Raw genomic sequence first — 23,493 nt, 5'->3', positions numbered from 1 at the left:
GAGGTGCTTTTCCATGATGTTTACTGTTTCATAAAGATTTATTTATACGTCACAAGGAAGTATTTCTTTTTCCCTCTTCTTAAAACGGTAAATTGGTTTTCAATTCGGTCGTCAGCTGAGAGCACATAGTCTTTATCTGTTTGTCTCTCTCCGTTGATGGAGACAGCACCATTTGTGATATCTTCACGTGCTTGACGCTTTGATGGAGACAGCTTTGATTCCACAAGAATATCAACTAGTGTTAATTCTTCTGTGCTGCTTTTCTCCATTGATGGCACATCCTTAAAGCCTACTTTCACTTCTTCAGCTGTAAGAGATTTGATCTCGCCTTTAAATAGTGCATTTGAGATGTTGACTGCCTGTTCTAGTGACTCACGGCCATGTACAAGTGTTGTCACTTCCTCTGCTAGACGGCGCTGCGCTTCACGCTTTTCAGGTGCTGTTTGCACTTTTTCTTCATACGATGCGATCTCTTCTTTTGATAAGAACGTAAAGTATTTTAAGTATTTCACAACATCACGGTCATCTGTGTTAATCCAGAATTGGTAGAACTCATATGGAGACGTTTTTTTCTTTATCTAACCAGATAGCGCCGCCTTCTGTTTTACCAAACTTTGTGCCGTCTGCTTTTGTGACAAGCGGCATCGTCAGACCGAATGCTTTTGCCCCTTCTGCTTCAGACTTACGGATCAACTCAAGTCCAGATGTGATATTTCCCCACTGGTCACTTCCGCCGATTTGCAGCTTACAATTTTCATTTCTGTAAAGGTTTAAGAAGTCTAAAGACTGCAGGATGACGTAGCTGAATTCTGTGTAAGAAATCCCTGTTTCGATACGTGAGCTCACGATATCTTTTGCCAGCATAAAGTTTACACCGAAATTCTTTCCAATATCACGAAGGAACGTGATGACATTCATCTGGCTGATCCAGTCGTAGTTATTCACGATGACGGCTGGGTTCTCGCCTGCTTCAAAATCAAGAAATTGAGACAGCTGTCCTTTGATTTTATCTGACCACTGTTCGACGATTTCTGCTGGGTTGAGTGAACGTTCTGCTTTTTTGAAACTAGGATCGCCAATGAGTCCAGTCGCACCGCCAACAAGAGCAATCGGGTGATGACCTGCTTCTTGGAATCTGCGTAATGTTAAAATTGGCAATAGATGACCAATGTGTAAGCTGTCAGCTGTCGGATCAAAGCCGGAGTATAGCTTGATTTTCTCTTCTGCTAATAATTTTGTTAAACCTTCTTCATCTGTTTGCTGCTGAATTAATCCTCTAAACGATAGCTCTTCCATCAATTGACTCATATCCAAATCTCCTTTGTTTAAAATGAAACATAAAAAACGCCCCTTCGAATGAACGAAGGGACGATATATATCGCGGTACCACCCTGCTTAAAAGACAAAAAATCTTGTCTTTTCACTTACACTGATAACGGACAGATCCGTTCTTTCACTAATCAGGGCATGCTCCTTTTCGTAAAAGCGGTTCGTGAGGGTAATTCGAATATCTCTTTGTACTGACTTGCACCAGCCGTCAGCTCTCTTAAACAGGGAAAGATCATTCTACTGAATCTCAGTCAAAACCTTTTCATATTCAACTAATGTCATTTTTAACACACTTTTGATATCAAGTCAACTGATGAAAAAATTAATCTTCCATTGTCGAAAGGTCGCCAGCAGGTAAATTCAGCTCCCACGCCTTTAGCACACGTCTCATAATTTTTCCGCTTCTCGTTTTTGGCAGTTTGTCTTTAAACTCAATTTCTCGCGGTGCCGCATGTGCTGCGAGCCCTTTTTTCACAAACGTACGAATCTCTTCTTTCAGCTCATCTGTCGGCTCATATCCGCTTCTGAGCGCAATAAATGCTTTAATAATCTCACCGCGGACCGGATCTGGCTTTCCAATGACACCAGCCTCTGCAATGGCTGGATGTTCGACCAGTTTACTTTCTACCTCAAATGGACCGACCCGCTCTCCTGACGTCATGATGACGTCATCGACACGTCCCTGGAACCAAAAGTATCCGTCTTCGTCCATATAAGCTGAATCTCCTGAAACATACCAATCTCCCGGCATAAAGTAAGATTCATATTTTTCAGGATTGTTCCAGATCGTATGCATCATAGAAGGCCAGCCTTTTTTAATCGCAAGGTTGCCCATCCGGTATGGCGGAAGTTCATTTCCTGCATTATCAACAATCGCCGCTTCTACGCCTGGAATTGGTTTTCCCATCGAGCCCGGCTTGATGTCCATGCATGGATAATTACAAATCAGCTGTGCACCCGTTTCTGTCATCCACCAAGTGTCGTGAATTCGCTTGCCAAAAACAGCATCTCCCCAGCGGATGACTTCTGGATTAAGAGGCTCTCCCACACTTAGCACATGACGGAGCGAGCTGAGGTCATATTTTTGAATGAGGTCATCCCCTGCCCCCATGAGCATTCTAAAGGCTGTCGGGGCACTGTACCAAACGGTTACACCGAGTGATTCAATGGTTTCATACCACGTATCAGGATTAAACCGGCCGCCTAAAATCACATTCGTCGCCCCATTAAACCACGGTGAAAAAATACCGTACACTGTGCCTGTAACCCAGCCTGGATCAGCTGTACACCAGTAAACGTCATCTTCTTTCAAGTCAAGCACCCATTTACCAGTCTGGCCTTGCTGCACCATTGCACCATGGACATGAAGCACACCCTTTGGCGTACCGGTAGATCCTGATGTGTAATGAAGCAGGAAGCCGTCTTTTTCATCCATCCATTCAATTTCAAGCTCCTTTGCTGCCTCCTCAAACGCCTCTTCATAGTGAATTGTCCGAACGCCATCGACGTCTTCATTTTCACCGCCGACAATGATGACAGATTCAAGCTTTGGAAGCTCTGCAAATGGAATTCGTTCAAGTAGATCGGGTGTTGTCACGATCACCTTTGCTTCACTATTTTCTAAACGGTCTTTGACGGCACCTTCCATAAATGCCTCAAATAACGGGCCAACGATCGCCCCAATTTTCACTGCGCCTAGCAGAAGAAAATAGAGCTCAGGTGATCTTGGCATAAAGATAAACACGCGATCCCCTTTTTCCACATGTGCCTTTTCTTTGAATAGATTTCCCGCTTTGTTTGTGTTGATTTTCATATCCCTGAACGTATACTTTTCATCCCGCTCTGAATCTTTGTAGTGAAGCGCCACCTTGTTCTGACGAAACGAGTCCGCATGTCTGTCAATCGCTTCATAGGCTGCATTTATTTTTCCTGTTTCATACCAGGAGAAGTTTTTTCTAGCTTCCTCCCATGAAAAATCTTTGTATGCCTGCTCATAATCATTTAAATGATAATCCCCTTTTACTGATGGTAGCGTTTCCAATTTCATCAAACAGTCCCCCTTTGCATACGTTTACAATGACCATTATAGTATAGATGACTTTTTTTCTCAATTTTTAAAAAACTTCTGATGAAACCGTTTTAATTCTTACAAGATTTAAGATAGAATAGAGACGACTCACTAGAATTAGGGGCGGTGGATACGTGGAGCATCCTAAAACTTATTATTCAAAAACCATTGAGCGAGAAACAGGTTCCATCCTGATTGAAGGACCGGTACCTGCATCAGCGCTTGCGAACTATACGTTTCATGAAGGACTAACGGCATTTCGCACGCCTGAGGAACAGAAACAAGCACTTGTTGAAATAGCAGATCTTCCAGAAGGACGTATTATCATTGCAAGAGTGAATGAGCTTGTCGTAGGCTATGTCACGTATTTGTATCCTGATCCACTTGAGCGCTGGTCAGAGGGCAAAATGGACAATTTAATTGAGCTTGGCGCAATTGAGGTCACTCCTCCATTTAGAGGATGCTCACTTGGCAAGCATTTGCTTGATGTGAGCATGATGGATGAGCAAATGGAGAATTACATCATCATTACAACTGAATATTACTGGCATTGGGATTTAAAGGGGACAAAGAAAAACGTTTGGGAGTACCGCAAAATGATGGAGAAAATGATGAACGCAGGCGGTCTTGTCTGGTTTGCAACAGACGAGCCAGAGATTAGCTCACATCCAGCCAATTGTTTAATGGCCAGAATTGGGAAACATGTGAGTCCTGATTCGATCGAGCGTTTCGATCGTCTTCGCTTCCATCAGCGCTTTATGTATTAACGTTCAATTCGTTTTTTTGGCAAAGGGGATTGGTAAACAATGATGATTGAACAAATTATGGAGCGTGATGTGATCACGCTGCGAAAAACCGATACGATTGAAGAAGCCATTCAAAAAATGAGTGCACACCACATCCGGCATATTCCGATCGTATCTGATCAAGGATCTGTCATTGGGATGGTGACAGATCGGGATATTAAAAATGCCAGTCCAAGTATTTTTGAGACAGAGAAAAGAAAGCTCTTTATTCAGCGGCCAGTCGAAGAGATCATGGTATTAGAGACGATCACTGCTCACCCGCTTGATTTCGTTGAGGAGATATCAAGTGTCTTTTTTGAGCACGGAATTGGCTGTCTTCCGGTGGTGAGACGTGGCAAACTTGTAGGCATTATCACAAAAACAGATCTGCTTCGTACGTTTGTAAGACTGACAGGTGCAGATCAGCCTGGATCGCACTTAGAGGTTGAAGTGGAGCAGATGACTGAAGGCCTCGCAGACATTACAGCCATTTTAAAGGAGCAGCATATTCAATTGCTGAGTGTGCTTGTGTATCCTCATGCCAATGAGGCTTCTAAAGTGCTCGTATTCCGCCTTCAAACCATTCATGCAGATCATGTGACGAAGCTGATTCGCGCAAAAGGCTATAAGGTGCTCTGGCCTATGGAGCAGACGATCAAATGAAGGAAGCGACCTTTGTTTTTTCATCATCTTTTCAAACGTACCAATTTAACCAAGATCATCCCTTCAATCAGCTTCGTGTCTACTTAACGTATGATCTTCTTCAAAAAATGAAGGCGTTAACAGAGGATGAAATCGTCGCACCGCGTATGGCTACTCTGGAGGAATTAAAGCTCGTCCATACAGCAGATTATATCCAGGCCGTGCAGCGGGCAAGTGAAGGAAAGCTGTCTACAGCAGAGGGGGAACGCTACGGTCTTGGCACAGAGGATACACCGATGTTCGCAGGCATGCATGAGGCGGCATCTCTCCTTGTTGGCGGAACGTTAACAGCAGTTGATCAAGTGATGCTCGGTCATTCCCAGCATGCACTCAATCTTGGCGGCGGGCTTCACCACGGGTTCAAAGGGCGTGCATCTGGCTTTTGTATTTATAATGACAGCTCAGTGGCGATTCAATATATTCAAAAGACGTATGGCGCTAGAATTTTATATATTGATACGGATGCTCATCACGGCGATGGTGTCCAGTTCAGCTTCTATGACGACCCAGAGGTATGTACAGTCTCCATTCATGAAACGGGACGCTACTTGTTCCCTGGAACCGGACAAGTACAGGAAAGAGGCCACGATAAAGGCTATGGCTACGCCTATAATATTCCGCTAGATGCATTTACGGAAGATGAATCGTTCCTCGAAGCATACCGAACAGCAGTGACTGAGATTGCTGCTTTTTTTAAACCAGATGTGATTTTGACGCAAAACGGGGCCGATGCACACTACTATGATCCGTTAACTCATTTATCTGCCACCATGAAAATATATGAGGAAATTCCTAGAATTGCCCATGAGCTTGCGCATCAATATTGTGATGGCAAATGGATCGCTGTTGGCGGAGGGGGATATGATATTTGGCGTGTCGTCCCAAGAGCGTGGAGCCGTATTTGGCTTGAGATGAAAGGCATTACACCGCCAGATGAACTCCCTCGGGATTGGATTCAAGCCTGGAATAAGCAATCGCCTGTTACCCTTCCACCTACGTGGAGAGACCCTGACGATTTATATCCACCGATCCCAAGAAAAGCTGAAATCACAGAAAAGAATGCTCAAACAGTAGAAAAAGCACTCATGCCTGTTAGAAGAGAAAAGAAAAAGGCATAAGAAAAGCAGGCTTTCCCTCATAAGGTAAGCCTGCTTTTTTTGTTTTATTTCGTTGATTGTCTTTCTTCAATTCTGTGCGGAAGCTCAACAATTTGATCGTCCACTTGTTCTTTGTTCATCAGCTTTGTGAGCAGTCTCATGGCAACAGCACCAATATCATATGTCGGCTGAACGACTGTTGTCAGCTGAGGACGCACCATGAGAGAAAGTCTTGTGTTATCGAAGCCAATCACTTCTAAATCTTCAGGAATGGATACCCCTCTGTCTTGTGCTCCGTGAATGACACCTAGCGCCATTTCATCTGTAGCTGCGATAACAGCTGTCGGCTTGTCAGACTGCTCGAGCAGATGAGCGAGTGCTTCAATTCCAGAATCATAAGAGTAATCGCCTTCAGCGACGAGTGCATCGTCAAACGCGATGCCCGCTTCTTCAAGCGCACGCTTATAACCTGCAAGTTTTCTCACGGAATTAATTGGTTCTGACATTGGACCAGAAACAAACGCAATTCGTTTATGTCCTTTTTCAACTAACAGCTGAACGGAATCATAAATGGCCTGCTCATAGTTGATATTGACAGATGGTGTTTGAGCTTGCTCTTCAACAGATGCTGCAAGAACAATCGGTACAGGAGAGCGCTTAAATTCTTCCACATGCACGTCTGTGATGTTTCCGCCCATAAAGACAATTCCGTCTACTTGTTTACCGAGCATCGTATTTAACAAATGAAGCTCTTTATCAGTATTTTGATCTGAGTTGCTCAAAATGATGTTGTATTTATACATCGTGGCGATATCTTCAATACCGCGTGCTAATTCCGAATAGAAGATACTAGAAATATCAGGGATGATGACCCCAACTGTCGTTGTTTTTTTACTTGCTAGGCCTCGTGCCACTGCATTCGGACGATAGCCAAGGCGATCAATCGCTTCAAGCACCTTTTTTCTTGTTGTTGGTTTTACGTTTGGATTACCATTTACTACGCGTGATACCGTTGCCATACTTACATTTGCTTCTCTTGCTACATCATATATTGTAACATTATTCACATAAATCACTCCTTCAAATACACTTCATATCTATAGCATTCACCAATTGGATTGAGACATGTCAGATACGAGGAAAATAATATCCTATTTGTCATTAAAACGATGAAAAGAGACACATAATTTTTCAATCTACATCAAAATGACATTCTTTTATGAAATTATACACGTTTTTTTGTCATATGAAAACGTTCCCTTTCTTTTTATAACTAAATTAAACAAACTTTAAACAGCTTGTTACCTGTAATTTGAATCATATTTCATAAAAAACCATCGAGAACGCCAGCTATGACAATGATCTTAACAGATTCTATCGGTTTTTAAAAATGAAAACATTGTGAACAAGCTCTTTTTGAGCTTGCAATGTGCTTTCTTCCTTTCATTCCCAAACTTCATCGTATTTTCTCCATAAAAAAACCGCCGGGCAGTCTCCGGCGGCTATTTCTATCTATGATTACGCGTGAATGTTGACAAGTGGTCTTAACGCATCTAACCATTTTTCGAATTGTGGAATGTCCATTTGCTGCGCTGAATCAGATAGAGCAACAGATGGATCTGGATGTACTTCTGCCATAACACCGTCTGCTCCAATCGCAAGAGCTGCTTTTGCTGTTGGAAGGAGAAGATCTCTACGTCCAGTTGAATGCGTCACATCAACGAAGACTGGTAAATGTGTCTCTTGTTTCAAGATTGGCACTGCCGAGATATCTAGTGTATTTCTTGTTGCTGTTTCGTATGTGCGGATACCGCGCTCGCAAAGGATGATTTGATCATTTCCTTGGGCGATGATGTATTCAGCTGCATTGATGAATTCTGAAATGGTCGCTGCAAGGCCGCGTTTTAAAAGAACTGGTTTCTTCACGGAACCGGCTTCTTTTAACAGTTCGAAGTTTTGCATGTTACGTGCCCCAATTTGGATGACATCAATATGCTCAATCGCTTCTTCAATATGAGCAGGATTAACAATTTCACTAATGACAGCAAGACCGTATTCATCCGCTACACGCTTTAGAATCTTAAGACCATCTACACCAAGTCCTTGGAAATCGTATGGACTTGTACGAGGTTTAAATGCGCCTCCGCGTAGTATGTTTACCCTTGTTGTTTCGCTGCTGCAGCTACTTCTGCAACTTGCTCGTAGCTTTCAACAGCACATGGTCCAACGATGAAGCGCTGCTTTCCATCACCGATCGCTTCCCCATTGATGTTCACGATTGTGTTTTCTGGTTTTTTCTTACGAGAAACAAGAAGTGCTTTGCTATGGTCATCTTCTTGAAGCTCTAGACCTGCTTTGAAAATCTCTTTGAAAATATGCTGAATGGTTGAGTTTTCAAATGGTCCATCATTTTCTTCAAGAATTTGGTTCAGCATTGTGCGCTCTCTGACAGGATCATAACGGTTGACACCTTGCGCTTCTTTCGCTTTTCCAATTTCTTTTACAATGTTTCCTCTTTCATTGATCAGTTTTAAGATTTGAAGATTTAGTTCATCTGCTTGCTGCCTCAATTTTTCTAGTTCATTGTTGCTCATTTTTGTCATCCTTTCCTCTGCCTGTTCTCGCTTTTTATTTTTTCATTCTTGCATGATAGGGTTTATTATAAACAAAGATTTCGGAATTGTCACGAAAATTTTCTTTATTACCCAAACGCTTTTAAGCGGTAAAGTATTGTATGTAAGATTATAGCATACTTTTCGTTCAAGTAAACCTTTTTTTATAAAAAAAACGTCAGCCGCTGCTGACGTTTCTTTCTTTTACAGATTATGTTCAAGCGCTTCTTTTGTAATGCTTGAGTGGGATGCATGCCACTTCACTTTTCCACCACTAAAGACGAGTGCTTGAGGACTTTCGTGCTTTACACCCGATTTTTCAGCCACGTAGGATGAAAGCTCTCTCGTATTTTGAATTTGCAAGAAATACGTTGGCACGTCTTCGTGTGCAGACGCAAATGCTTCAAACTCAAGAAAAGCCGCTTGGCTGATCGGACATGTCAAACTGTGTTTAAAAAAGACAAACGTCCCATCTTGATTCGTTAGTTGATCAAACTGTTCTTCTGTTTCAATGAGTTGTTTTGACATGATGTTCTCCTTCTTCACTTCGAGCTGTGAGGGTTAGCCTTTAGTAGATTGTTCTACTTTTTCTTTGATATCTTTGATGCCGTCTTCAATTTCTGATTTTGCTTCTTGTGCTCGTACTTTTGCTTCATCAGCTACATCTGATGCTTCGCTTGCTAAATCAGCTGCCGCATCTTCTGCTTCACTTTTCACATGATTAGCTTTACCAGCTGCACGGTCTTTTATGTCTTTCACTTTGTCTAAAATCTGATTTGACTGCTCTGCTACAAGCTGAGACAATTCAGACGTTTTATCTTTCGCAATCGTCACATATTCAGTGCCTCTTTCTTTTGCATCTGTTGCGAGTCGATCTGTTTTTTCTTTTAAAACATTCGCTTGGGTGTTCAAATCATCGCGAAGCTCTTTCCCTGACTTCGGTGCTAAAAATAATGCTGTTGTTGCACCAACAATTCCACCAATAAGTGTTCCGATCAAAAAGTCTTTGCTATTGATTCCGTCTTTGCTCATGATTATTCCTCCTATGCGAATATGGTTTATTTTTGGTGTTTACGCTGTTTCCATTTTTTATAAATTTCAAGTGCTGCGTTACTCCAGCTAACCACATCCGTCACTTTTTCTTGATTTCTTTCAACGGATGAAGAAACCGCACCAGCTGCCTGCTTTATGCTTGTATTAAATTGGTTGATCGAGCCACCAATTCCCTGCACCGCATCCACAACTGTGTTAAGTTTTGCCGATTTGTCTTGAATATCTTCAGCAAGCTTGTTTGTCTTATGTAGCAACTGTGCTGTCTCTGTGGTGATACCTTGCATCTGACCTTCAAGACCTTCTAAAGTTGATGCAACATTCTTTAATGTCAGCTGTAAGGATTTTAATGTTTTGGACAAATAGATGACAAGAATGAGGAAAGCAATTGCGATCAGTGCAACGCTTAGATATAGAATAATAATCATCTGATACCTCCTTTGCTGCGGGCATATTCAATTCATTACCCTCTCGTTGTATCATTCAAACATCGCCTAGAATGACCGATTGAATAATAATTCTACACTTATTCGCTAATTCCTGTCCACAGCGAACGAAAAAAAGCGGCACATGTTGACACATTTGCTCTTTTGTCACATTTTATTCAAAATAAAAAAAAGTGCCGCGTGAAACGGCACTTTTTTAAGCATTTATACAGCGACTTTTTCATAAGCGCGCAAATATTTTTGAATGTCTCCTGCTCCCATAAAGATCAGAATCGCATCTTCGTGCGCTTTCAGCACAGATGTATCTTCTTCCTCAATCAATTGGGCCTGCGGGATTTTTTCTCTTAAATCTTCAATGCTCAGCTTCCCAATGTTTTCGCGGGCTGAACCGAAAATATCACAAAGGTAGACATAGTCGGCTTTCTTTAGACTATCAGCAAATTCACTTAAGAATTGCTGTGTACGTGTGAAGGTATGCGGCTGAAAGACAGCCACAATATCACGGTCCGGATATTTTTGGCGAGCTGCTTCAATTGTGACTTCAATTTCAGTTGGATGATGTGCATAATCATCAATTAAGACCTGCTCACCGACCACTTTTTCATTAAAGCGTCGTTTCACACCGCCAAATGTCTTTAATGCGCCTTTGATAAGCTCTACATCAATGGACTCATAGTGACATAATGCGATAACAGCTAACGAGTTGAGGACATTATGATTTCCGTAGGCAGGAATGTAGAAGGTATCATAAAACGTATTGCGTACAAATACATCAAATGTAGTGCCTTCCGTATTTTTCACAACATTACGAGCTTGGAAATCATTTTCTTCGTTGAAACCGTAGTACACAACGGGTACCTTCGCTTGAATTTTTGGCAAGTGCTCATCATCACCGCAAGCAATAATCGCTTTTTTCACTTGAAGCGCCATGTTTTGAAACGCGTCAAACACGTCATCAATATCTGAGAAATAATCAGGGTGATCAAAATCAATATTGGTCATGATCGCATAATCTGGATGATAGCTGAGGAAGTGTCTGCGGTATTCGCATGCTTCAAAGACAAAATACTCGCTGTTTTCTTTCCCCATTCCAGATCCATCACCGATTAAGTACGAAGTAGGTTTTGCTGCCTGCATGACGTGAGCAAGCAGTCCTGTTGTCGATGTTTTGCCATGAGCACCAGTAATCGCAACGTTTGTGAATGAATCCATGTATTCTCCAAGAAATTTATGGTAACGAATGACAGGAATCCCTTCAGAAAGGGCACGTTCAATCTCAGGGTGTGTATCGGGGAATGCATTTCCTGCGATGACCGTCATCCCTGGCTGAATATTATCTGGGTCAAATGGTAGAATTTTAATATTTCGTTCTTCTAATGCTTTTTGTGTAAAGATATGTTTTTCGATATCCGATCCTTGGACAGTATACCCAGTATCATGAAGAATTTGGGCCAGTGGACTCATACCTGTCCCTTTTATTCCAACAAAATGATAAACAGTCATAATTGTACCTCCAACAAACGTCTATCTGACTTACAGTATATGACGCTCATTTCAATTTGCAACTTGTGATTTTTGCCTCTAGCTGATCACAGATCGCAGCTCCAAATAAAGATTTTTTTCCGATCTTCCTATTCTAATCAATATTAACTATGATTAGTATCCGACAACTTTCCCATTTCTAACACCTGTTTCCGCTTATTTTACATAAAAAAGCGTTTTGGCAGACATGCGAAAAGCGTCCAATTTCAAAATTGCACCTATGTGCTATCATACCATGTTTATAAAAAAAATGAAGTGGTTTGTTTAGATCAACTGTTCTAAGTCACTCAGCGTCATGAGTACTTCTCTTGGCTTACTGCCTTTCGCACCAGAAATCATGCCCTCGCGCTCCATCATGTCAATCAGTCTAGCTGCACGATTGTAGCCAATTCTAAATCTTCGCTGCAAACTTGATGTACTAGCGCTATTCTGCTCGATGGCAAAACGGCAGGCATCCATAAACAATTCATCTTCGTCTGTAATCGCAGAGCCTTGAAGCATTAGTTCCTCCTGTTCAAAAAGGAACACTGGCTTGCGCTGCTTTCTCACATGTGCCACCACTTGATCAATCTCACGGTCTGATACAAAGTTCCCTTGCAGCCTTGTCGGCTTGCCGGAGCCATTTTCTAAGAAGAGCATGTCTCCTTTTCCAAGAAGCTTTTCAGCACCGGCCATGTCAATGATCGTTCTTGAATCAACCTGACTTGAAACAGAAAACGCAATTCTTGTTGGGATATTGGCTTTAATGAGACCTGTGATGACATCAACAGAAGGTCTTTGTGTCGCAATCAATAAGTGAATGCCACATGCTCTTGCTTTTTGAGCAATTCGGCAGATGCTTTCTTCGACTTCATTTGGTGCGACCATCATTAAATCAGCCAGCTCATCGATCACCACGACGAGATAAGGCAGTTTTTCACCCATTTGTTTTTCTTTTACAAGCTCATTGAATCGTTTAATTTCTCTCACGCCAGAGTGTGCAAATAGTTCATAGCGTCTTTCCATTTCATCCACTACCCATTTCAGAGCAGCTGTTGCTGTCTTGGCATCGGTAATGACAGGACTCACAAGGTGCGGAATGTGGTTATACGGCGCTAATTCAACCATTTTAGGGTCAATTAAGAGCATTTTCACTTCATCTGGTGATGCTTTAAACATTAAGCTCACTAAAATCGTATTAATGCAGACACTTTTTCCTGAACCAGTTGCTCCAGCAATTAAGCCGTGCGGCATTTTTTGCAGATCAACCACGACAGGCTGGCCTGAGATATCTAATCCAAGTGCTGCTGTTAAAGGAGATGGATTGTCTCTAAACGCACTGCTTCTAATCATTTCTCTTAAGAACACCATTTTACTGTGCAGGTTTGGCACTTCGATCCCGATCGTGTTTTTTCCTGGAATCGGTGCTTCAATTCGAATATCCTTTGCGGACAAACTAAGTTTAATATCATCTGACAGGTTCGTGATTTTGTTCACTTTGACACCTGGTTCTGGATGTACTTCAAACCTTGTCACAGAAGGGCCCTGCGTGACATGGACAACACTTGCTCTTACATTGAAATTTTTAAGTGTCGCATTGAGCAGCTCTGCCCGCTCTTTCACCCATGTCCCGTCCTCTTCTTTTTGAGCTGGCGGTACATCTAATAGGGCGAGACTTGGAAAAACATACCCTTGTGTGTCGGCTGCTTTCTTTTGCCCTTGCACGCGCTGATCGCTTTTTAACATCATGACATTAAACGGAACCGTAGAGGTTTGACCGCTTGCGCGTGGTGGCTGCGGAGATGTCTGTTTTGGTTCTTCTTTCTTGACTTCGTGCGTTTGTTCTTGCTGCTCTTTCTGTTCTATGACTGTTTCTGCCGGTTCAGATGCAGTTTGTTCCTCTGTTACTTGTTCTACTGGCATCACTTGTTCTTCTTCAATTTCAGCTTCTTGAACCAGCTGATCTTCCTGCAGGTCATGTTGGACTGGCTCAGCTTCTTCATATGCTGCCGCTGGCGCTTCTTCTTGTTTGTCTTCTATTGGATCAGCTTCTACTTCTTCCACTGGTTCTGCTGACATATTTTCTGTTAACGCCGCTTCTTCTGCTGGAATGTCTACTTCCATTTCAATTGCTGGCTGCGAAGGTTCCGGTGTTTCGAAGGTCAACATGTCTATTTCCTCAGTATGATCTTCAAACTGCTCGTCTTTTATTTCTTCTTCATCGCTGGTGGCAGCCTGTTCCGGCTCGGACTGTACCGGCTGCTCCTGATAGACTTCGGCTTGCTGCTTATGTAAATCAGCTTCATGATGATCTTCTGCCTGGAAAGGCTCGTCAGTTAAACGTTCCATCGTCGATTGAACATGATCTTGAAAAGCGAGTTCCTCTTCCAATGTATGCGGGGTTACTTCTGGCTCCTTATCCGCTCTCTCTTTTGCTGATGCTGAAACCATTTCCTCGATACGTTTTTCTTTCTGAATAGATGGGATGTTCATTTGCTGCCTGACATTCCGTTCACGCTCTGCCTCTTCTGATAACAGTGTGACACGCTGCGCCGTTTCTTCTGCTGCTTTCCTTTGAACTGATCCTGCTTCTTCTTTTGCTTCTGCCTTTTTTGGACGCATATCCTGATGATAGCCATAGATCGGTGATGGAATTTGCTCTGGCTTGAATGGCTTTTTATTCATATCAGGCTGAAGCGTTTGTTTAGGCTGATAGGTTGTCTGTCTAGTCTTTGACTGTCTTGGTTTGGCGTGTTTTCTCTCCGGCTTCACTCCGTCACGCAGAGGTTCATCTGGAACGAGCGGAAACCGAAAGTTGCCTTTTGGATATTCATAATACACTTTCGTATCTTCGATTTTTTTATATTCTTTATGCTGTTCAAAAGCTGGCTGCTTTGGTGCAGCTAGATCTTCTTCAGGTCTTACAGCTTTTTCTTCTTTCTTTTCTTCTCCTAAAAATACACTAAAAAATTTATCTAACCAACTCATCATTTATCACTCACTTTAACTCCCCTTACGTTTTCTTGGGCGATTTTTAGTATACCATTGCTTTTTCATGCAGAAAAGCGAGAAAAGTGCCGGTTTATGCTGTTCATGCTGTCTGTAGATGAAAAAAAGTCACTAAGTACGTACTTAGTGACTTTTGGTATAACACATTCTTCGCTCCTATGTGCCCGTTTATGGGAGGTTAAGCTTTAAAGGGTTCGCCAGCTTGATGGCTATCATCTAAAACAAGTATCCCTTTTTCAGCAGGTGCGTCTGGAAGATCTAACTCTTTTGCTGAACAAATCATACCGCTTGATGGAACCCCTCTTAGCTCAGCATCTTTGATGACCATACCGCTTGGCATTACTGCGCCGACTTTCGCCACCACGACATATTGGCCTTGGTCAACGTTTGGTGCACCGCACACGATTTGTAAGGTTTCATCGCCCACATCAACTTGGCAAATGTTTAATTTATCTGCATTCGGATGCTTTTCTTTTTCCTTTACATAGCCGACAACAAATTTTGGTGATAGATCCACAGTCAACGTTTCACTGACACCGTTGCGGTTTAAAATTTCATTGATATCTTGAACAATGGTTTCAGAAAGCGGGACAGATCCGTTTTCTTCAATTTTCATGTAAGTAGATGCATTGAAGATATTAAAGCCTGTTGTTTCTTTTGTTTCTTGATTGAAGATTCGTACAACATCTCCAAACGTCTCATGTCCTACTTCTTCTCTCGTCACATCTTTCAATGAAATAAGGAGTGTGTCGCCTACACCTTCTGCATTATAAAAAACATTCATTCTTCAAAATTCCCTTCTACTGCTGTTTTGGTCTGCTTTTTGCAAGTATAAAGATCGGTTCAAGCTTACCCTCATCATACAAAAATGACAATGCGGTAATCGGAACCGTACCGCTGGCGAAGAAGCTCATCGACATCTGTCCTAAAATATCATAGCCTGAATCATTGCGAACATCTGCAATGATGAATACATCTTGATGAGGAACAGAAATCGCCATTTGTCCTTCTATTTTTTGCGCGTATTCTTGTAATAACGACTCATTTAAAAGTCTGCTGGCGTCATACCCGTCATTTGCGCGGAAGAAATAAAACAGGTTGCCTGCCACTTCATCCATTTTCACTACAGTTTCTAGTGAACGGACGTTGAAGCTTGCAGTTTCTCTGATTCGTTCTTTTGTCCAGTTTTCCTTTTGAAGCATCTTTTCATCAATTAATCGGTAGCTGCTTCCAAGGTCAAGTGCATAGTAGATTCTCGTTTCAGCTGTATGCTCATCAAATACGAGCGGAAATCCATCACTTGATGCCTCAGGAAAGGAAGTGGAACGAATGACCGGATAGATCTGCTTTTCTTTTCCTGAAATGTGCTGCGCTTCGCCTTTCATGGCACTCAGCGCTTCTTTCACATAATAAACAATCTCATCAATTGTTTCATCAGGCTTTACTTCCCACTTTGCAATAATTGGCGGGAGCTCTAGTGTGATGCCTTTGCCTGTTTGTTTATCTTCAATACGAAGTGTATCTTTTTCCCGATCAAACTGGTGTGACCAGCTGTCGTTCGTTAGACGGCTTTTGAGTTCATTCGCAAGCTGTCTTGATGTCATTTTTGCCATCGTTTTAGACTCTCCTTTCGTTATTTAGAAAGAGAATCTGTTAAAAATGCTTCAATCTCTTCCTTTGTCTTACGATCTTTGCTGACAAAGCGGTTAATCTCTTGTCCGTTTTTAAAGACTAAAAAGCTTGGAATGCCGTAAATTTCCCACTCTGCACAAGTGTCAATGAACTTGTCTCTATCGACATAGAAGTACTCAAATTCTGGGTAGTTTGCTTCAAGCTCTGGCAAGAATGGCTCAATAAATGTGCAGTCCGGGCACCAGTCAGCTGAAAATAGCAATACCGTTAAGTCTTCTTGAATCACTTTTTGTAATTCTTCGTTAGATTCAATTTTTTTCATGTTTCATTCCTCCAGTTTGTATGGTTAAATCTCCGAATTGTATATAGCCTTTCTTTCTCATCCATTCTGATACTACCAAACTAATCACTGCCGGGCCAACGATATGCAAGAGAGCTATCGATAGAAATACAGATGGATGAAACCCCATGACGGTGAGGGTCATGAGCTGTCCAACAAGCCCACTCGTTCCCATTCCCGCTCCTGCCGCATTATTGACCATCCCAAAGCCAATAATACCAATTGGCGCGAGAATCAGACCAGCAATCGTCGGCGGAATTAGGATGAGGGGGTTTTTCACAATGTTCGAAAGCTGCAACTTTGACGTCCCAATGCCGACAGCCGCAAGACCGCCAAAGCGATTTTCTCTAAAACCTGCAGCAGCAAAGCCAACCATCTGAGCACAGCAGCCAATCGTTGCAGCACCAGCAGCTGTCCCGCTTAAATCAAGCATGAGCGCAAGTGCAGCACTTGAAATCGGAGAACTGAGAGCAAGTCCAACAATGGTCGCTACCAGCATGCCCATGATCAGCGGACTTTGGTCTGTCCCCCACATGATAAGTCTGCCAAGCCCTGTCATCATCGCCTGAATGCCAGGACCGATGAAAGCAGCAGTGAAAAAGCCAGTGATAATGGTGACAAGCGGCGTTAAAATAATATCAATTCTTGTCTCACCACTAACCAGTTTGCCTATTTCCACCCCAATTAGAGCAGCCACGAAGCTTCCGGCTGGTCCCCCAAGCTCTGCTCCAGCGGCACCTGAGACAACACTTGCAAAAATGATTAATGGAGAAGCATTTAAGCGATAAGCAACTGCTACGCCAATTGCCGGCCCCATCAGACCCATAGCAAGCGTACCCATTTTCACAATGAGAGAAAGTGATAACAGACCACCTGCTGTTTTTAAAATCAGACCTACCACTAATGTAGCAAATAGACCTAAAGCCATATAAGAAAGTGCATCAATGAAATACACCTTTGGCGAAAGGGAGATCCCCTTTCTTTTCAAATAAGTCATCAACGTCGTCTTCCTGCTTTCTCATAGGAAAGACGAAGAGGCCTGTCCTTCCCATTATATGTAGTATTCTTACGATGAAAAATTGTCTCTACCATGAATATCATAATCATATTTTTTTTGCTTTATCAAGCACTTCTTGTGTAACATGAAAAGAAACAGGACAAACCTTTACTAAGTTTGTACAAAAGGAGGAGTTCGTTATGCAATTAACTGTTTATTTAGCTGGAGAAATTCATAGCCAGTGGCGTGATGAAATCAAGGAAAAAAGCCAATCTTTGAAGCTGCCGGTGACATTTGTCGGTCCAATGGAAAATCATGACCGCTCAGATAACATCGGTGAGGATATTTTAGGTGAGCAGCCGAATGCCATTTTCAAAGATGATGCAGCTTCTGATTTGAACAATTTTCGTACTGAAATTTTATTAAACAAAGCAGATGTCGTCATTGCGCGCTTTGGTGAGAAATATAAACAGTGGAACACAGCCATGGATGCGTCTGCTGCAATTGCAAAAGGGAAACCTCTGATTTTAATCCGTCCAAAAGAACTGCACCATCCGTTAAAAGAACTCTCAAACAAAGCAAATATCACTGTGGAAACTGTAAACCAAGCGATCAAGGCGTTATCTTACGTGTTTGAACAGCAATAAGAAAAAAGGCTGCTCTTATTGAAGAAGCAGCCTCAGATTGTTGACAAAGGGCTAAAATGATCTTTATTTTAGCCCTTTGTCTTCTTTTCAGCGTGATAGAAAACCTTTGCAGCCCTAGGAAGGACGAGTACCGGAGCGGAGCGAATTGTACATTCGTGAGCACCGGCACGCAGGACTGACAAAGAATGCGAGGGTTTGTCTACACGCTGAAGCTGCTCTCATTGAAGAAGCAGCCTTTTTCTATTCTATTTATACTTGTTGATAAATAGAATCCACTGTACTTTGATCACAATTTTTCACTAGGCGGACAATTAACTCTTTTGCCGCTGCGTAATCATCCACATGTAACACAGAATGACTTGTATGAATGTAGCGTGCGCATACCCCAATGACAGCAGAAGGCACACCTTGGTTTGAAATATGAACACGTCCAGCGTCCGTACCACCCGGTGATACGAAATATTGATATGGAATGTTGTTTGTCTCAGCAGTATCGAGTACAAAGTCTCTCATTCCGCGGTGCGTAATCATTGTGCGGTCAAAAATACGCAGAAGTGTACCTTTTCCAAGCTGGCCGAACTGTGTTTTATCACCTGTCACATCGTTTGCAGGACTTGCATCTAAAGCGAAGAAAAGATCTGGCTGAATCATGTTTGCAGCTACCTCAGCTCCTCTAAGCCCTACTTCCTCTTGAACAGTTGCTCCTGAATACAACTGGCATGAAAGTGATTCATCTTTTAATTCTTTTAATAATTCAATTGCAAGGCCGCAGCCATAACGGTTATCCCAAGCCTTTGCCAAAATCTTTTTTGGATTCGCCATTGGGGTAAATACCGTTGCAGGAACGATTTGCTGCCCTGGGCGAACGCCAAGCTCTTTTGCCTCTTCTTCACTGTCTGCACCAATATCAATAAGCATATCTGACGGCTTCACAGGTTTGCTTTTTTGTTCTGGCGTCAGAAGATGAGGAGGTGTACTCGAGACGACACCAGGAATTGGCCCGTGATCGGTATGAACGTCCACACGCTGCGCCAGCATGACTTGACTCCACCAGCCGCCAAGTGTTTGAAAACGAATCATTCCGTTTTTCGTGATCGATGAGACCATGAATCCGACTTCATCCATATGACCAGCTACCATAATTTTCGGTGCGTTTTCCGGCCCTTTGCGTACGCCAAACACTCCGCCAAGGCGGTCTTGAATGAGTTCATCAGAATATTTCTCAAGTTCTTTTTTCATAAAAGCACGCACATGGTGCTCATTTCCTGGAGTTCCCTGTAATTCTGTTAAATTTCGGAAAAGCGACAATGTTTCTTCGTTCATTCTACAGTTTACCTCGTTTCTATGTAATGACCATATATATTCCTATAAAAATAACACTCACTTTATACTATAAGAATTCTTTCGGTTTTCCAAGTATCTCTCTAAAAATTTTGAATATGCTTTCAAGTATTCGGATTCCTTAACATCAATGGACAAGTTTTGTATAATGGAAAAAACAGCAATACGGAGGTGCAGCACGTTGAAGTTAAAACATGTTTTGATTGGTGCGAGTATTGGAGTAGCCGCTGCAATTGTTGCAAAGAAAGTATTTTTCCCTACGTATATCTCATCTGAAAAAGCATTAAAAATTGTGAAATCTGCTTTTAAACAGCGCGGCCCGATTGATGGCTCTTGGATTTATACTGTACCAGAACCGTATACCGTAAATGGTGAAACGATTGATGTGTACAAATCTGGCATTACCCGCTCTGCCTTTGGCGAGCTTGAACAGTATGAAGTGATGATTGATGCCAAAACAGGCATGATCGTTGATGTAATTGATTCTGTTGCTTGATCAAGAAAGCTTCGCAAAGACATGTCCTTGCGAAGCTTTTTTTATATGGCTTTGATTTTTTTGTACACAGGATGCCACATCGCGTCCTGCACAGCCTGAATAAGATCATCAGGCGTTTCTTCTGCTATTCCTTCATCAATTGCTGCCTGCGCCACGCGGACGGCCACTGTTGCTGAAACGGTTCGAAGCTGATCGACACTTGGCAGCATCGCTGCACCCGGCTTCCCCACATTGACCATGCTTGCAATGGCTTCAGCACTCGCAACAAACATACTGTCTGTCATCAACCTGGCTTTTGACACAATCGTGCCTAGACCAAGACCTGGGAAGACAAGGGCATTATTCGCTTGTCCAATTTCATATGTGACACCGCCATATTCGACAGGATCAAATGGGCTTCCCGTTGTCACAAGTGCGCGTCCTTCAGTCCACTCGATCAGATCTTGCGGCTTTGCTTCTGAAAGAGGTGTCGGATTCGACATCGGTAAAATCGCAGGGCGCTCCACGTGAGACGCCATTTCTTTTACAATTTCCTCTGTAAATGCTCCTCCGACCGTCGAGGTGCCAATTAAGATTGTAGGTTTCGCCTGTTTGACGACCTCTAATAGATCAATCGAATGCTTTGGACCATTACGGGCATAATCCTTTACTTCGTCAGAACGTCTTGCATACGGCTTTTGAAATGGCTGAATGTCAGGTGAATCATCTGTGAGCAGCCCCGTTTTATCAATACACCAGAAATGATCATAGGACTCCTCTTCTTTGACTCCGTCTCTGACGATCGCATCACGGATTTGCTCGGCTATGCCAATACCTGCCGTACCCGCTCCAAAAATGACGATACGGTGATCTTTCAGCGGGATCTTCGAAGCTTTTGCACATGCCATAACTGCAGCAAGTGAAACGGCGCCAGTTCCTTGAATGTCATCGTTAAATGTACAAATGCGGTCCTTATATTTTTCCAATATCGCACGGGCATTCTTTGTACCAAAATCTTCCCAGTGAAGAAGTGCATTTGGGAAAGTAGCACGGGCAAGCTCGACATATTGATCAATGAACTGATCATAGCGCTCTCCTCGAACGCGGGAGTGCTGATTGCCAACATAAAGCGGATCATTTAAGAGACTTTCCTGGTTCGTCCCGGCATCAAGCACTACCGCCAGCACGCGGCTAGGATCAATGCCTGCTGCAGCTGTATAAACAGCAAGTTTCCCGACTGAAATGGCAATCCCGCCAACGCCCCAGTCTCCGATGCCTAAAATGCCTTCTGCATCAGTTGCAACGATTAAATCAATTGATTCATCAACACCATAAGAAGCAAAAATTTCTTCCATGCCTTCTAGATCATCAATCGATAAATAAAGCCCTCTCGGCTTTCGATACTCATGGCTATAACGCTGAATAGCCGTTCCTACAGTCGGCGTGTAGACAATCGGAAGCATTTCCGCCAAGTGCTCATTAAGTAATTTGTAAAAAAGCACTTCGTTTCTATCATGAAGTGATGTTAAATACACATTTTTCCCTAGCTCATCCGGCTGTGCCTTGAACTGCTCATATGCACGCTTTGCTTGATCCTCTAAAGTTAAAACCTTAGGCGGAAGAAATCCCTTTAACCCGAGCTCCTTCCGCTCTTCCTTTGTAAATGCAACCCCTTTGTTTAAATAAGGGACTGACATGACTTCCATCCCTCTTAATGGTGTTTCGATCACATCACCATGTACACGATAAAATTGGTTCACCTGCACTCTTCCTTTCACAAGTTCATTTTGTCGTTATTTTGTGTGAAAGGCGAAAAAAACATACAGATGATCTTTTATCTTCCTGTTTCTCTTTTGATTTCTTGTGTGATCTGCCCATCTTCGTCCCATTTTACAGCACGATAAATGGCATCATGATAAAACAAGTACCACGCATTTTTTTCTTCTGCAAATGCCTGCACTTTGCTTGGCTGGAATCGACGTCATTGGGTAATCATCATATGCCAAAACCCAAAGTGGATTTTTATGAGCGTGTGTAGGCATGATATCAGCTAAATGAATCGCTGTTTCGCCCTCACTTGTGAGCGTTAAAATACTATGACCATTGCTATGGCCGCCTGTATGATTCAGCTCAATTCCTTCTGTCACTTCGATACTTTCTTCAAATGTGACCACTTGATCTGCCACAGGCTCCCAGTTATCTTTCCAATATGTATTTCTAGACCGAATGTTCGGCGCTCTCATTTCATCCCATTCGATTTTCGATGTGATGATTTTTGCCTGCTGAAAAACAGACACGAGCTTATCGCCTTCACGTTTTGTTAATCCGCTGGCATGATCAAAGTGAAGGTGTGTCATTAATACGTAATCTATATCTGATGGGCACAGGCCAAGGGCCGCTAGAGATTCTTCCAATTTGGTTTCCTCTGTCACGCCGTAATTGCGTTTTTGTTTATCTGTCAGCTTCCCTGATCCGATGCCGGAATCCACTAACAGATGCAGTCCCTTCCACCGAATGAGAATTGGATCACATCGTAATTCAATTTGATTGCGTTCATTAACCGGGTATTTTTTTGACCATAAAGGCTTTGGCACGACACCGAACATCGCACCGCCGTCCATGTGCGTATCTCCCCCGTTTAACCAAAACAGTTCCATTTCACCTATTTTCATTGTCTCCATTGCTGTCATCCCTCCTATTTCTATCGTAGCAAATACAGCCAAAAATCGCATGCACCAATCTTTTCATAAAAAAAGCTGACTGCAATTTTTTTGCAGCCAGCTTGATGTCACTTGTTATTCTGGGAATTTGACTTCTGATCGATAGATGGGTTGTCCCATAGATGAGAATTTCTCTTCATATTCAGTCATCACGTTTCCTTCTAAGCCGTCCTCATGTAAATCTAGGCTGACATACGTTAAAAGAAGGCCATAGGCAGAAAAACTTTTTAAGGAATATTCAAATAACCCGCGGTTATCTGTTTTGAAATGTAATTCACCGCCTGGACGAAGAATATGTTCATATCGCTCTAAAAAGGTTTTAAACGTCAATCTGCGCTTTTCGTGTCTTGCTTTTGGCCACGGATCAGAGAAATTCAAATACACCCGGTCAATCTCATTTTCCGCAAACACATCTGTCAGCGTCTCAGCATTGATGTTCAAAAGCTTTACATTTTCAACATCTGTCTCTTTGATTTTATCTACTGCCGTCACAATGACACTTTTAAATAATTCAATGCCAATATAGTTGATATCAGGATGAAGCTTGCCCATTCCAGCAATAAAGCTCCCTTTTCCTGTCCCAACTTCGATATGGATTGGATGATCATTTCCAAACAGCTCATGCCATTTCCCTTTATATTGCTCGGGATTTGCTAAAGCAATATGAGCATTCTCAGCTAAGTAATCATCAGCCCATGGTTTATGTCGCATTCTCAATTTGA

The 23,493-nt window shown here is 42.5% G+C and carries 19 protein-coding genes, 3 pseudogenes and 1 other annotated feature; of the genes and pseudogenes, 5 read left to right on the top strand and 17 right to left on the bottom strand.

The genetic code is table 11. The annotated features are described in order from the left end of the window. Positions 1-38 precede the first annotated feature (38 nt). Together tyrS and acsA are read right to left on the bottom strand one after the other, a co-directional pair. A pseudogene (tyrS, locus tag AOQ70_RS05710) lies at positions 39-1,308 on the bottom strand (tyrosine--tRNA ligase). Between the two features lie 53 nt (positions 1,309-1,361). Next, positions 1,362-1,593: a binding site (T-box leader), on the bottom strand. 58 nt (positions 1,594-1,651) lie between these two features. Beyond that, positions 1,652-3,376 carry an acetate--CoA ligase gene (gene acsA / locus AOQ70_RS05705; protein ID WP_058838264.1) on the bottom strand — a complete coding sequence of 575 codons (1,725 nt, stop codon included), beginning with the start codon at positions 3,374-3,376 and terminating at the stop codon, positions 1,652-1,654. 155 nt (positions 3,377-3,531) lie between these two features. On the opposite strand from acsA, the gene AOQ70_RS05700 reads away from it, so the two are divergent. Genes AOQ70_RS05700 through AOQ70_RS05690 form a run of 3 tightly spaced genes read left to right on the top strand, consistent with a single transcriptional unit; the run spans position 3,532 to position 6,002 of the window. Further along, a complete protein-coding gene (locus tag AOQ70_RS05700; protein ID WP_059375167.1) occupies positions 3,532-4,164 on the top strand; it encodes a GNAT family N-acetyltransferase in 633 nt (210 codons plus the stop codon). Between the two features lie 39 nt (positions 4,165-4,203). After that, positions 4,204-4,845 (top strand): CBS and ACT domain-containing protein, encoded by a 642-nt coding sequence (locus AOQ70_RS05695; protein ID WP_024424849.1) that lies wholly within the window; start codon positions 4,204-4,206, stop codon positions 4,843-4,845. Next, positions 4,842-6,002 (top strand): acetoin utilization protein AcuC, encoded by a 1,161-nt coding sequence (locus AOQ70_RS05690; protein ID WP_059375164.1) that lies wholly within the window; start codon positions 4,842-4,844, stop codon positions 6,000-6,002. Before AOQ70_RS05695 ends, AOQ70_RS05690 begins: the two co-directional genes overlap by 4 nt. Before the next feature lie 44 nt (positions 6,003-6,046). Here AOQ70_RS05690 and ccpA read toward each other — a convergent pair whose 3' ends face one another. The 11 genes and pseudogenes from ccpA to AOQ70_RS05635 form a co-directional block, all read right to left on the bottom strand. Next, positions 6,047-7,048, bottom strand: coding sequence for a catabolite control protein A (ccpA, locus tag AOQ70_RS05685; RefSeq protein ID WP_024424851.1), 1,002 nt, complete (start codon positions 7,046-7,048; stop codon positions 6,047-6,049). A 451-nt stretch (positions 7,049-7,499) separates the two neighbouring features. Next, positions 7,500-8,575: pseudogene (locus AOQ70_RS05680) on the bottom strand (bifunctional 3-deoxy-7-phosphoheptulonate synthase/chorismate mutase). A gap of 222 nt (positions 8,576-8,797) precedes the next feature. After that, positions 8,798-9,121, bottom strand: a complete 324-nt coding sequence (gene ytxJ / locus AOQ70_RS05675) for a bacillithiol system redox-active protein YtxJ (RefSeq protein WP_059375160.1) — start codon at positions 9,119-9,121, stop codon at positions 8,798-8,800. A 33-nt stretch (positions 9,122-9,154) separates the two neighbouring features. Further along, positions 9,155-9,625, bottom strand: a complete 471-nt coding sequence (locus AOQ70_RS05670) for a YtxH domain-containing protein (RefSeq protein ID WP_039180684.1) — start codon at positions 9,623-9,625, stop codon at positions 9,155-9,157. Positions 9,626-9,651: 26 nt separating this feature from the next. Then, positions 9,652-10,071, bottom strand: coding sequence for a DUF948 domain-containing protein (locus AOQ70_RS05665; protein WP_039180688.1), 420 nt, complete (start codon positions 10,069-10,071; stop codon positions 9,652-9,654). A gap of 222 nt (positions 10,072-10,293) precedes the next feature. Beyond that, positions 10,294-11,592, bottom strand: coding sequence for a UDP-N-acetylmuramate--L-alanine ligase (gene murC, locus AOQ70_RS05660; RefSeq protein WP_039180691.1), 1,299 nt, complete (start codon positions 11,590-11,592; stop codon positions 10,294-10,296). Between the two features lie 303 nt (positions 11,593-11,895). Next, positions 11,896-14,601: a DNA translocase FtsK gene (locus AOQ70_RS05655; RefSeq protein ID WP_059375157.1), complete on the bottom strand. Its 2,706-nt coding sequence runs from the start codon at positions 14,599-14,601 to the stop codon at positions 11,896-11,898. A gap of 196 nt (positions 14,602-14,797) precedes the next feature. Beyond that, the gene (ytpR, locus tag AOQ70_RS05650) at positions 14,798-15,403 is read right to left on the bottom strand and encodes a YtpR family tRNA-binding protein (protein ID WP_039180694.1); all 606 of its coding nucleotides are present in this window, start codon (positions 15,401-15,403) and stop codon (positions 14,798-14,800) included. 16 nt (positions 15,404-15,419) lie between these two features. Then, positions 15,420-16,232, bottom strand: coding sequence for a DUF1444 domain-containing protein (locus tag AOQ70_RS05645; RefSeq protein WP_082700818.1), 813 nt, complete (start codon positions 16,230-16,232; stop codon positions 15,420-15,422). A gap of 20 nt (positions 16,233-16,252) precedes the next feature. Further along, positions 16,253-16,573, bottom strand: coding sequence for a thioredoxin family protein (locus AOQ70_RS05640; protein ID WP_024424860.1), 321 nt, complete (start codon positions 16,571-16,573; stop codon positions 16,253-16,255). After that, entirely contained in the window at positions 16,560-17,588 is a 1,029-nt protein-coding gene (locus AOQ70_RS05635; RefSeq protein ID WP_047203488.1) for a PTS transporter subunit IIC, read from the bottom strand. Before AOQ70_RS05635 ends, AOQ70_RS05640 begins: the two co-directional genes overlap by 14 nt. A 200-nt stretch (positions 17,589-17,788) precedes the next feature. Here AOQ70_RS05635 and AOQ70_RS05630 point away from each other — a divergent pair, with 200 nt between their 5' ends. After that, positions 17,789-18,235, top strand: a complete 447-nt coding sequence (locus AOQ70_RS05630) for a YtoQ family protein (RefSeq protein ID WP_024426182.1) — start codon at positions 17,789-17,791, stop codon at positions 18,233-18,235. A gap of 249 nt (positions 18,236-18,484) precedes the next feature. On the opposite strand, the gene AOQ70_RS05625 is transcribed toward AOQ70_RS05630, so the two are convergent. Beyond that, positions 18,485-19,558, bottom strand: coding sequence for a M42 family metallopeptidase (locus tag AOQ70_RS05625; protein WP_059375155.1), 1,074 nt, complete (start codon positions 19,556-19,558; stop codon positions 18,485-18,487). Between the two features lie 199 nt (positions 19,559-19,757). Here AOQ70_RS05625 and AOQ70_RS05620 point away from each other — a divergent pair, with 199 nt between their 5' ends. Beyond that, a complete protein-coding gene (locus tag AOQ70_RS05620; RefSeq protein WP_003217759.1) occupies positions 19,758-20,072 on the top strand; it encodes a PepSY domain-containing protein in 315 nt (104 codons plus the stop codon). Between the two features lie 41 nt (positions 20,073-20,113). On the opposite strand, the gene AOQ70_RS05615 is transcribed toward AOQ70_RS05620, so the two are convergent. From AOQ70_RS05615 to trmB, 3 genes and pseudogenes are all read right to left on the bottom strand, one after another. Beyond that, positions 20,114-21,811: an NAD-dependent malic enzyme gene (locus tag AOQ70_RS05615; RefSeq protein ID WP_082700817.1), complete on the bottom strand. Its 1,698-nt coding sequence runs from the start codon at positions 21,809-21,811 to the stop codon at positions 20,114-20,116. Positions 21,812-21,885: 74 nt separating this feature from the next. Then, positions 21,886-22,732: pseudogene (locus AOQ70_RS05610) on the bottom strand (YtnP family quorum-quenching lactonase). A gap of 114 nt (positions 22,733-22,846) precedes the next feature. Further along, positions 22,847-23,488, bottom strand: coding sequence for a tRNA (guanosine(46)-N7)-methyltransferase TrmB (trmB, locus tag AOQ70_RS05605; RefSeq protein ID WP_039180713.1), 642 nt, complete (start codon positions 23,486-23,488; stop codon positions 22,847-22,849). Positions 23,489-23,493: the final 5 nt, after the last annotated feature.

The sequence above is a fragment of the Bacillus sp. AM 13(2015) genome (genome assembly GCF_001518755.1).
Classification (GTDB): domain Bacteria; phylum Bacillota; class Bacilli; order Bacillales; family Bacillaceae; genus Bacillus; species Bacillus safensis.
The sequence above is the reverse complement of the archived record's forward strand: the minus strand, read 5'-3'. Positions and strand labels throughout refer to the sequence as shown.

Excerpts from the sequence above, each read along its gene's own strand:
- AOQ70_RS05625 (WP_059375155.1), bottom strand. The coding sequence starts at position 19,558 with ATGAACGAAGAAACATTGTCGCTTTTCCGAAATTTAACAGAATTACAG.
- AOQ70_RS05630 (WP_024426182.1), top strand. The coding sequence starts at position 17,789 with ATGCAATTAACTGTTTATTTAGCTGGAGAAATTCATAGCCAGTGGCGT.
- AOQ70_RS05645 (WP_082700818.1), bottom strand. The coding sequence starts at position 16,232 with ATGGCAAAAATGACATCAAGACAGCTTGCGAATGAACTCAAAAGCCGT.
- ytpR (WP_039180694.1), bottom strand. The coding sequence starts at position 15,403 with ATGAATGTTTTTTATAATGCAGAAGGTGTAGGCGACACACTCCTTATT.
- AOQ70_RS05640 (WP_024424860.1), bottom strand. The coding sequence starts at position 16,573 with ATGAAAAAAATTGAATCTAACGAAGAATTACAAAAAGTGATTCAAGAA.
- AOQ70_RS05695 (WP_024424849.1), top strand. The coding sequence starts at position 4,204 with ATGATGATTGAACAAATTATGGAGCGTGATGTGATCACGCTGCGAAAA.
- AOQ70_RS05665 (WP_039180688.1), bottom strand. The coding sequence starts at position 10,071 with ATGATTATTATTCTATATCTAAGCGTTGCACTGATCGCAATTGCTTTC.
- AOQ70_RS05655 (WP_059375157.1), bottom strand. The coding sequence starts at position 14,601 with ATGATGAGTTGGTTAGATAAATTTTTTAGTGTATTTTTAGGAGAAGAA.
- AOQ70_RS05635 (WP_047203488.1), bottom strand. The coding sequence starts at position 17,588 with ATGACTTATTTGAAAAGAAAGGGGATCTCCCTTTCGCCAAAGGTGTAT.
- AOQ70_RS05670 (WP_039180684.1), bottom strand. The coding sequence starts at position 9,625 with ATGAGCAAAGACGGAATCAATAGCAAAGACTTTTTGATCGGAACACTT.
- ytxJ (WP_059375160.1), bottom strand. The coding sequence starts at position 9,121 with ATGTCAAAACAACTCATTGAAACAGAAGAACAGTTTGATCAACTAACG.
- AOQ70_RS05690 (WP_059375164.1), top strand. The coding sequence starts at position 4,842 with ATGAAGGAAGCGACCTTTGTTTTTTCATCATCTTTTCAAACGTACCAA.
- acsA (WP_058838264.1), bottom strand. The coding sequence starts at position 3,376 with ATGAAATTGGAAACGCTACCATCAGTAAAAGGGGATTATCATTTAAAT.
- murC (WP_039180691.1), bottom strand. The coding sequence starts at position 11,592 with ATGACTGTTTATCATTTTGTTGGAATAAAAGGGACAGGTATGAGTCCA.